The 1837-nt window shown below is 34.0% G+C and carries 1 protein-coding gene; it reads left to right on the top strand.

What is annotated here, in order from left to right:
* Nucleotides 1-597 precede the first annotated feature (597 nt).
* Nucleotides 598-1725 carry a site-specific integrase gene (locus HT736_RS11410; RefSeq protein ID WP_000266843.1) on the top strand — a complete coding sequence of 376 codons (1128 nt, stop codon included), beginning with the start codon at nucleotides 598-600 and terminating at the stop codon, nucleotides 1723-1725.
* The last annotated feature ends 112 nt before the right edge of the window (nucleotides 1726-1837 follow it).

The raw sequence follows: 1837 nt of genomic DNA on the forward strand, positions 1-1837 counted from the left end.
TTAGGTTACTTAGAGGTTTGCCCTCATATTTTTAAACTTTGAGCCTTTGCGCTCCAGGGAAGTAGCTTAATTGTTACTTCCCTTTTTTGAGTTATAAATACTTGAAATAAACAAAAACACCCCCATATTCGCCAATAGCAACCTCATCCCATAGGTCTATTGTGCAAAATTGATATTTTTTGAAAATTATATTACAATACAGCTATCAGGAGTTTAGCTCCATAAAGTTTAGGTTTGGATTTTAGATCCATAACGTGATGGTAGCCGTATTTGATACGACTACTTTTCTTTTCATATTCTAGTAAACATAAGTCGTTAAAATAAGTTGACGTTTGACAGAAATTAAAAAAAGAAATACACTAAGAATGTAAAAAAGCCTTGTTCGTCAAGGATAAAATCGTCTGGTGTACTTCTAAGAGGTACACCTTATTTTATTATCTGACGAGCTGCCAACTGTTTCCATTTTGGAAACAACTCAAAAAAATCCCCACACTCGCAAAGTTTGGCGACTCTGAGTGTGAGGATATCCAGTATAGTAAAAGGCATTAAAAGCCCTCTTTACTATACCCATTTTATCAAAAAAGTGAGGTAAATACAATGTGGATGGAAGAACTTCCCAACGGAAAATACAAATTTTTTGAGCGATATAAAGATCCATATACTGAGAAATTAAAAAAAGTTTCAGTCACGATGGAGAAGAAAACTCCCCAGGCAAGAAATCAAGCTGCTATCTTGTTGCAAGAGAAGATAAATAAAAAACTCAGCACAAAACAAGTAGAAAGCATTACATTTGAAGAAATCTATAACCTTTTCTATAAATCATGGGCGCAAACAGTAAAGGAATCAACAAAACATAATTGTAAATCAGTTGATAAGAAGATGAAGGAAATCATACCATCCGATACCATACTTGCTAATCTTGACAGGCGTTTTCTTCAAGAGGCTATTGAAAAAATTATTGAAAGCAACGGATATATTACAGCTAAAAAAGTACGGCATAGGCTCAGAGGTATCTTTAATTACGCTGTTCAATACTCTTACATTGAAAACAACGAGGTCGATTATACTACGATTCCTCAAAAACCAAAGACTTTAGAAGAACTGGAAAAAAAGCGTAACAACTTTCTCACCATGCAAGAAATAAAAGCGCTTATCGATGTCCTTAATCGTCGAGAATATCACCAAAAGTACGCTGATATGGTTCTTGTGCTGGCATTAACTGGTATGAGATATGGTGAGTTAACTGCCTTACAACTGAAGAATATAGACTTTGAAAACAACAAAATTGAGATCACAGGTAATTTTGATTCAGTAAACAAAATCAAGACGCTACCAAAGACTACAAATTCAATACGGACAATCAAAGTATCAGAGAGTGTCATAGAAGCTATCCAAAGACAAATAGTACGACTTAGCGAACGTTTCCAGCCATTGTCAAGCGATGATTATATTTTCTGTTTTGAAAAATGGAATCAACCTACAACAATAGCTTGCTTCATACAGATATTAAAAAAATATGGAAAACAGGCTAAAATAGAAAAAAACTTATCTAGCCATATTTTTAGGCATTCTCATATTTCGTTTTTAGCAGAGTCTGGCCTTCCAATAAAATCAATAATGGATCGAGTTGGACACTCAAATGCAAAGATGACTTTGGAAATCTATTCTCATACTACTGAGGATATGGAGGATAAACTGGTCAATAAATTAGATACTATTTTTTAATTCTGCCCCTTGGTTGCCCCTTTTTGATTTCACAACACAACAAAACCCCTTGAAGATATTGATAATTCAAGGGGTTGCTTTATATCGTTATAATTCATCGGCTTTTACAAAT

Origin of the sequence: Streptococcus sp. 339 (genome assembly GCF_013277285.1) — a bacterium.
In the GTDB taxonomy this organism is placed as follows: Bacteria; Bacillota; Bacilli; order Lactobacillales; family Streptococcaceae; genus Streptococcus; species Streptococcus pseudopneumoniae.